We start from the raw sequence: 7,773 nt of genomic DNA, 5'->3' as shown, positions 1-7,773 counted from the left end.
ACAGCGGCTTCGCTGGTGCTGATGCTTCGTCGGTTTCGTCAGTACAGCGGCTTGCTTCGCTGGCAGCACGGCTCCGCCGGTACCGAGGCTTCGCCGCGGCGGCGTCAGTGGCTGCTGGAGCCGGCCAGCGAGCGTGGGGTGACGAACGAGACCAGCCGGGTCGTGCTCGGCCCCAGCTCCGCCCAGCGGCCCACGGCCAGGTCCTCGACGGCCAGCGCCGCGGTGGGGAAGGTGGGCAGCCGCGAGCGTTCGCCGACCGGGAGCAGGCCGGTGGCCAGCGCGTGGATACCCGGGTTGTGGCCGACGAGCAGGACGGTGGGGACGCCGTCGTCGAGCTCGCGGAGGCGGTCGAGCAGGTCCGACACGTCGGCGAGGTAGAGCCGGTCCTCGGTCAGCACCGGGACGGCCGCCGGCAGGGCTCCGGCGATCTGCTCGACGGTCTGCCTGGTCCGGCGGGCCGAGGAACACAGCACCAGGTCGGGGGTGAGCTGGTCGGCTGTCAGGTGCTCGGCGATGAGCCGGCAGGCGGACCGGCCGCGCGGCGACAGCGGGCGGTCGGCGTCCGACATGCTGCCGTCGGCCCAGTCGGACTTGCCGTGGCGCAGCAGCAACAGGCGACGCGGCGGCCTCACCGCGCGGCCCGTGGGGAGAGACCCGTGGGGAGAGGGAGACCGGCAGACACCCGGACGCCGCGACCGGGCGCGGGACGAGGCGACACGCAGCTCCTCCTCGGACGGCGACGACACGCAGCCTGCCCATCTCGGACCGGGGCGTCAATGGTTCTTTTCTACGCCCGCCGCGGGGCGCCCGCCTCGTCCGGCGGCATCTCGCCCGCATGGGAAGCCTCACGCACCCGGACGAGGGAAGCCTCGTCGGCCGTGCCGCGCCGGCCGGTGCCGCGCCGATCGTTGTCGATCATCGGTGCCCCGGCCATGGCGCCGGGCGAGGCACTCGCTCACATCGACGGCTCGCATCGACGGCGGTGCCTCACCCGAAGTGGTGAAAAATATCCTACGGTGGAGCTAGAAATCAGCCGTAAGGATCAGCTGGTCGCGTATGTGGAAAGCAGCAGGCGGTCGGCAAAGGCAAGGGCGTCGTCCGCGCTGAGCCGGCCGCGGGGAACCACGGAATTGCGTTCGTCCGAGGTAAGCCCGCCCCACACGCCGTGTTCCTCCTGGCGGAATAAGGCGGTCGCGAGACAGGCCCGCCGCACGGAGCAGCTGGCGCATACTTTCCGGGCCCGGGTTTCCGCCGCCGCCCGGGCCTTGGTGTTACGCCCGTCCGGCGGGAAGAACGCGTCGGGATCCCCGTCCCGGCAGGCGGCTTCCTGCCGCCAGTAGGCGGGCCAGCCAGCGCCGTAGGGCTGCGGCGGAAGGTCGCGTCCGGGCAGGACGGGTACGCCGGCGCTCATGAGATTCCGCCGATTCTGCCACTATCGAGGCACAATCCGGTCCGATGGTGGTAGGCGGCAGCGCTACCTGTAGGCAGCAGCCGCGGATGACTCAGCATGATGTCTCCTCGGGACGTCGCTTGCGGCGGGCATGACAATGCGCGGCAACGAGTGGATGTGTTGGAAAGCACACCGACTCCTCTGCTCGCGTGGAACCACAACCTCAGGGAGGGACGGAGCCAGGGTTGTCCGGCATGAATTGCGCACGCCTGGACACCCTCTTCGTCGGAAACGAACCCGTCTCGTCTCGTTAACCGAGGAACGTAGACGGCTCTCGACGGGATAGCAAGGGTTCCGGAACGCCCGCGTCCGCAGTATGTGCGAGACATCCGGTTCCGGCCGCGCTGATCGACGTTCCGTTGTCCAGTCGCAGCGTTGGGTATGCGTACTACCACTCGTAGTAGATGCCCGGTGGTGTCAAACCGGGCATCCTGGCTTCCCGCGCGCCCCCGGGGGATCGGAGAGCGTGTTCCCGACGATCGCAAGGGTGAGCAGAATCACAACTATGATCGTCGGCGGCACGTGGCGCAGAGTCTACGGTCAGAGCGCCCAAGGTGATGGGATCATGTTTTCCGGCCGGCCGGAAGCTGCAGGTCCTCCGGTCTTCAGACCCGTCCGATGCGATAGTCGCCCGACCAGATGTCCTGGTACTGGACGTTGGTGCCGGGGCGACGCGAAACGATCATCTGCCCGTTCCCGGCGTAGATGGCATCGTGGTAGGCCTCCCCCTCGGCGTCGAGGAAGAAGACCACATCTCCCGGCCGGGCCTCGGCGGAGCCGACCGGCCGCAGCGCGGCGAACTGGTCGTAGGTGGTACGGGGAATCGAGACACCGGCCTGGGCGTACGCGTACTGGACCAGGCCGGAGCAGTCGAAGTCGTCCGGCCCGGCGGCACCGTAACGGTACGGTTTGCCGATCTGCCGCTCGGCGGCCGCGAGTGCCGCCGTCGCGGCCGAGGTGGACGCCCCCACCGGAACCGCTGCCGCCGCCGGAGTCACCACCAGCGTCGCTGTCGACGCCACTGCCGACACCACTGTCGACGTCACTGTCGGGGCTGTTGCCGGCGTGGGTGCCGCTACCGGTGAGGCTGGCGCGCCGAAGAGCGCATCCCAGGTCCGCGGGCCGACCACGGTGTCGATGGCCAGCCCGGCGCTGGCCTGGAAGGCGCGGACGCCGTGTGCGGTCCGCGGGCCGAACCACCCGTCGGCGAAGATCCCGAGCCGGATCTGGAGCCGCACCACCGGGTCACCCTGGCTTCCCCGGCGCAACGACCGGCCGGGGAACCCCCGCCCGCCAGCGGACGACTCCCCTCCGCTTCCAGAAGACTCCCATCCGTTATCAGAGGATCCCCATGCGCCCCCGGAGGATTTCCATACGTCATCAGAGGGATCCTGTCCGCTGCTGGAGGACTCCCCCCTGCCGCCGGCGGACGCCTGTCCGCCGGCGGCTGACGCCTGTCGGCTGCCGGTCGACTTCTGCTTGTCACCGGTATGCCGCTTCCCGCTGGTGGCGGACTTCTGCCCGGTGCCGCCGGTGGACTTCTGCCCGGTGCTGCCGGCGGGCTCCTGCCCCTCCGCCCAGGCCGTCGCCGCGGGCCCCTGCCCCGTCGGGGCGTCCAGGGCCGCGCCGGCCGCGGCGGGCGCGCCGGTGGCCGTCACGGTGGCCGCCCCGGCCGGGTGGGGCGTCAGGGCCACCGCGACAGCGACGGCGACGGCGCAGGAGACCGCGGTGATCGTGGGTGAGACCGTACGGCTCGAGATGGACATGCCATCACCCCTCTGCCGCCGTTCCGGGCAGATGGGGCCCGGCCCCGTCCGCGCGTGTGGCCGACACGGGGATGCGGACGGGCTTCGGCGGTCACCCCCGTTACTCACCGTGATAGTGAGCACCCTTACGCTAAGAGATCGTCCAAGACCTTTCAGTGAAGTTAGTTACTGAAGGTGACGATCTTCGTCGCTATAGGTGATTATCGGGAGGCCGCCGCGCTCCCAGGCGCGGAAGCCTCCGACGACGTCGGTGGCCTGGTGCAGGCCGAGATCCTGCAGGGACGCCGCCGCGAGGCTGGAGGTGTACCCCTCCGAGCAGATGATGATGACCTTGACATCGTCGCCGGTGGCCTGGGGGAGGCGCGCGTCGCTGGTAGGGTCCAGCCGCCATTCCAGGACGTTGCGTTCGATGATCAGCGCACCGGGGATGCCGCCCTCGGCGCCGCGCTGGGCCGCGGGCCGGATGTCGACCAGCAGCGCCCCGCCCGCCACCGCCGCCGCAGCCGTGGGCGGGTCGAGACGTTCCAGGCGGGCGCGTGCCCGGGCAAGCATCGCGTCGATCCGGCTGCCGCTCACGGCCGTCCTCCGCCCACGGCGACAACCCCCGCCACGTCCCCGCCAGCGGCCGTGGCGAGGCTGCCTGCGACAGCGCCGGCGCCGGCGGTGGCGGTGGCGTCGGCCGGCACGGCGTCGAACAGGCCGCCACCGGTCACGTTCGCGAACAGGAAGCCCTCGACTGCCTGCTCGGCGGCGTCCGGCGCGTACCGCATCGGCAGCTCCGGGGGGGAGTAGGCGTGGATGGTCGCGGCCGGGGCGCTCCCCGCGTTCCCCACCTTGTGGATGTGGTCGCGGCCGAATGTGGGCGACGCCTCCCGTTCGTGCCGCCGCCAGCCGCGCGGCCGCCAGTCCGCGTCACAGACGATCTCCGTGACGGGGCCCTGGACGACGGTCAGCGCGCCGAACGCGCCGCCGTGGTCGTGCGCGCGGGTGTACTGGCCCGGGCACCAGCTGATCAGCCACACCTCGACCGACCCGGACAGCACGAGCCGGGTGTACCAGCGGTTGACCGGGTCGTGGCGCAGGATCGCCGACCATATCCCGGTCGCGGCACCGAGAGAGCGGGTCAGCGCGGCCAGCACATGCGGTCCCACCGTTTCGTTCTCGTCCCCCAGCAGGAAATCCGGCACCAGGTCGGTGCCCGCGAGTCGTGGATGGATGAGTGGCATGCTCGGCTCCCTGTCGGCACGGGCGGAAAGCGCTACGGATGGAGAGCTGTACGGGTGGAAAAACGGCTCCTCGCAGTGCACCGGAAACTGTGTTCATCCGATCACCAGGAGTTGTTGCCAGTGGTGGCCCAGTGCAGCCGCGAGCCGTCTGCCAGCCTCGCGGCTTGGGTACCGACAGGGCCCTGACCTGGCTCTTCGGCGACGAGCGCCACGCCGACCGCGCCCGCGGCGAGGCGGCTGGGCCGCAGACCGTCACCGTGTACTCGCCAGTTCTGTAGTCGTCTGATTACATTTTCCAGCGAGCTGTGAAGAGCCGGAAAAACAGCGCGATTACATTTTTTCGCGTCGCCGGCGGCCCCTCGGAGCCGCCGGCGACGCGGGCGGCGGCATGCCCTTCGGCGCTCCCGCCGGCGCTCCTGTCGTCGCTTCCGGGCGGCGTTCCCGGCGCAACCGCCGCCGCCGGGAGAAATCGGCCGGCTGACAGCCGGGTGCGCTCGACGAACCGAAAACGCGCCAGGGCCCGGACGGATGCTCGGGGTGGGCGGGCTCAGACGGTCCGGCGACGCGCCGGTGTGACCGGCTGGCCTGAGATGACGTGAGCGGAACCGGCGCCGTGGCGCCCGTCCACGGTTGTCAGCGCATCCCGCGCGGGCCGCACCCGCCGGTACACGCCGCGCTGGCCACAAGCACCTGGTCGATCACGCGGTCGCTGTGCGGCAGAAAGCGGCGGGATGCCATGCCCGGCACTGTACAACCGATCCGCCGTCACAATCCTCGTTCATTCCTGTACACCCGCTCCGACGCCCCGCCCGGGCCGCCCCGCGCGTTCCCGGCAACATCCTCCCGATCATCCGTCCCGCGCTGTCCCGCCAGCCGTGAGACATCGCAGAACCCGGAACTCCCGACGTCCACCACCCTCCGGATATGGGCTCGTGACCGCCGTCGCGAACGGGCCACCGGGCGGGATGAGACGGTTCGCGGAGATCCGCCCGGAAAGCCGTCCCGCGCCGGGGAAAGCGGTCGGATACCTTCCGCTCATGGAGCAGCGGATCAGCCTGATCACACTGGGTGTCGGGGACGTGGGACGCGCCCGGGCGTTCTACGAGCGGCTGGGCTGGCAGGGCCAGGAGCTCGAGGAGACCGTGTTCTTCCAGGCCGGCGGCACCGTGCTGGTGCTCTGGGGACGCGACAGGCTGGCCCGCGACTGCGGTATCGCCGAGGGAAGCGCCGCCACGGGGAGCACCGCCGGGCGGGCGGACGGGTTCGGCGGTGTCGCGCTCGCGCACAACGTCCGCTCCAGGGCGGAGGTCGACGACGTCATCGCGGCGGCGCAACGGGCGGGGGCCACGGTCACCCGTCCCGCGGCCGAGACGTTCTACGGCGGCTACGCGGGGGTCTTCACCGACCTCGACGGCCACGTCTGGGAGATCGCCCACAATCCCGGTCTCCCGTTCGCCGCAGACGGCTCGATCATCGTCCCGGACCTCGGCGGCCCGTGACCGCTGCCGCCGGGACGGGCCGTCCGGCGGCTCCCGCCCGGCGTGGCCGCGGGCGGGAGCCGCGTCCTGTTCGGCGGGGTCCGGCCGGGTTCCCGGCCGGGGCGCCCAGCTCCTGATCGGTGATGCGGCCGGTGGAGGGGTCCGGGGGCCGTCCGCCGGAGCTGGCGCCACCGCCGGGCACGTGTCCGACATCCCCGGTATGCTCGGCACAGGTCATGAGCGCCAGCGTCAAGCCCCGGCTTGCTGGCCGGCAACCCTCCTCCGCGGTGGGGTGCCCCGGGTGAGGACCAGGCCGTAGCCGCGTGGCTGCGGTAAGCGCGGACCCGCCTTCCGGGTCCGGTGGACCCGTGAGGAGTGCTGTGACCGCCCCTGCCGCCATCCAGACCCCCGTCCGTCCGCGGCCGGGGGAGCCGTCTGCCGTGGCCGTGGACGGCGTCGCCGCCAGCGCCCAGCCGCTGCCGGTGGGGCCGCTGCTGCCGGTCGTCGGCGCGGATCTGCGCGTTCCGCTCGTCCAGGGCGGGCAGGAGCGCTACGCCAACCTCGACTACGCCGCGTCCGCCCCGTGCCTGTCCGCCGTGGCGGCCAGGGTGGAGGAGATCCTGCCGTTCTACGCCAGCGTCCACCGCGGCGCCGGCTACGCCTCCCAGGTGACCACGGCGCTGTACGAGTCGGCGCGCGGGACGGTCGGCGCCTTCGTCGGCGCGCGGCCCACGGACGTCGTGGTGTTCACCCGCAACACCACCGACGCGCTCAACCTGCTCGCCCGCTGCCTGCCCGGGACGGCGGCCGGCGGCCATCCGGACGACAGCCCGGGCCGCGGGGCGGACGCCGGCCGCTCGGACGGCGACGGCCGGGCGGGGGACGCCGGCCCTGGCGACGTGCTGTTCCTCGATGTCGAGCATCACGCGAACCTGCTGCCCTGGCGTGCCGTCCGGCACCGCTGCCTGCCGGCCGCGGGCACCGTCGGCGCGACCCTCGACCGTCTCCGGCGGGCGCTGGCGCACCGGCCGGCCTGCCTCGTCGCCGTGACGGGCGCGTCGAACGTGACCGGCGAGGTCGTCCCCGTCGCCGAGATCGCCAGGATCGCGCACGCCCACGGCGCGCGGATCGTCGTGGACGCCGCGCAGCTGGCGCCGCACCGCCGCGTCGACATGGCCGCCTGGGACGTCGACTACGTCGCGCTGTCCGCCCACAAGCTCTACGCGCCCTACGGCGCCGGGGCGCTGATCGGCCGCGCGGACTGGCTCGACGCCGCGCCGCCGTACCTCGCCGGCGGCGGTGCCGTGGCCGGCGTGACCGGCACCACCGCCACCTGGAAGGCCGCCCCGGAGCGGCACGAGGCGGGCTCCCCCAACTCGCTCGGCGCGGCCGCCCTGGCCGCGGCCTGCCAGGTGCTGGCCGCGCTCGCGCCCGGCGCCCTCGAGCGCCACGAGGCCGCGCTGCGTGACCATCTTGTCGCCGGGCTGTCCGGGCTGCCAGGTGTGGAGATCCCGCGGATCTGGGCGGACGCGTCCGACCGGCTCGGCGTGGTGACCTTCACCGTGCCCGGCGACAGCGCCGCGCGGGCGGCCGCCTACCTGTCCGCCGAGCACGGCATCGGCGTGCGCGACGGCCGTTTCTGCGCCCATCCGCTGCTCGCCCGGCTGGGCCTGCCGGGCTCCGCCCTGCGGGCAAGCGTCGGCGTCGGCACCCGCTCCGACGACATCGACCGGCTCGTCACGGCACTGCGTACCTACCTGCGCGACGGCCCGGGCTGGACCTACCAGGCAGGACCGGCCGGCTGCGCCCCCGTGCCCGACACCCGCCCGCTGCCCGGCTGGTTCGCCCCCGAC

Annotated in this window: 7 protein-coding genes and 1 riboswitch; of the genes, 2 read left to right on the top strand and 5 right to left on the bottom strand. The window is 72.6% G+C overall.

Going from position 1 to position 7,773, the window contains the following annotated elements; all coding sequences use genetic code 11:
• Window positions 1-104 precede the first annotated feature (104 nt).
• The 5 genes from AC5LSR_RS06395 to AC5LSR_RS06375 all read right to left on the bottom strand — a co-directional run bounded on the left by AC5LSR_RS06395 (window position 105) and on the right by AC5LSR_RS06375 (window position 4,442).
• Window positions 105-632, bottom strand: a complete 528-nt coding sequence (locus AC5LSR_RS06395) for a SixA phosphatase family protein (protein WP_250287092.1) — start codon at window positions 630-632, stop codon at window positions 105-107.
• A 410-nt stretch (window positions 633-1,042) separates the two neighbouring features.
• Window positions 1,043-1,411, bottom strand: a complete 369-nt coding sequence (locus tag AC5LSR_RS06390) for a WhiB family transcriptional regulator (protein ID WP_250287090.1) — start codon at window positions 1,409-1,411, stop codon at window positions 1,043-1,045.
• 644 nt (window positions 1,412-2,055) lie between these two features.
• Window positions 2,056-3,216: a C40 family peptidase gene (locus tag AC5LSR_RS06385; protein ID WP_493468244.1), complete on the bottom strand. Its 1,161-nt coding sequence runs from the start codon at window positions 3,214-3,216 to the stop codon at window positions 2,056-2,058.
• A 165-nt stretch (window positions 3,217-3,381) separates the two neighbouring features.
• Entirely contained in the window at window positions 3,382-3,792 is a 411-nt protein-coding gene (locus AC5LSR_RS06380; protein ID WP_250285371.1) for a rhodanese-like domain-containing protein, read from the bottom strand.
• Window positions 3,789-4,442 (bottom strand): cysteine dioxygenase, encoded by a 654-nt coding sequence (locus tag AC5LSR_RS06375; protein WP_250285372.1) that lies wholly within the window; start codon window positions 4,440-4,442, stop codon window positions 3,789-3,791. The genes AC5LSR_RS06380 and AC5LSR_RS06375 overlap by 4 nt, the downstream gene beginning before the upstream one ends.
• Window positions 4,443-5,374: 932 nt before the next feature.
• On the opposite strand from AC5LSR_RS06375, the gene AC5LSR_RS06370 reads away from it, so the two are divergent.
• Together AC5LSR_RS06370 and AC5LSR_RS06365 are read left to right on the top strand one after the other, a co-directional pair.
• Window positions 5,375-5,941 (top strand): VOC family protein, encoded by a 567-nt coding sequence (locus AC5LSR_RS06370; RefSeq protein ID WP_250285373.1) that lies wholly within the window; start codon window positions 5,375-5,377, stop codon window positions 5,939-5,941.
• A gap of 211 nt (window positions 5,942-6,152) precedes the next feature.
• Window positions 6,153-6,265: riboswitch (SAM riboswitch) on the top strand.
• 35 nt (window positions 6,266-6,300) lie between these two features.
• Window positions 6,301-7,773, top strand: a 1,473-nt coding sequence (locus AC5LSR_RS06365) for an aminotransferase class V-fold PLP-dependent enzyme (protein ID WP_493468243.1), incomplete at its 3' end; no start/stop codon positions are given.

Source organism: Protofrankia sp. CiP1_Cm_nod4, assembly GCF_982290645.1.
The sequence above is the reverse complement of the archived record's forward strand: the minus strand, read 5'-3'. Positions and strand labels throughout refer to the sequence as shown.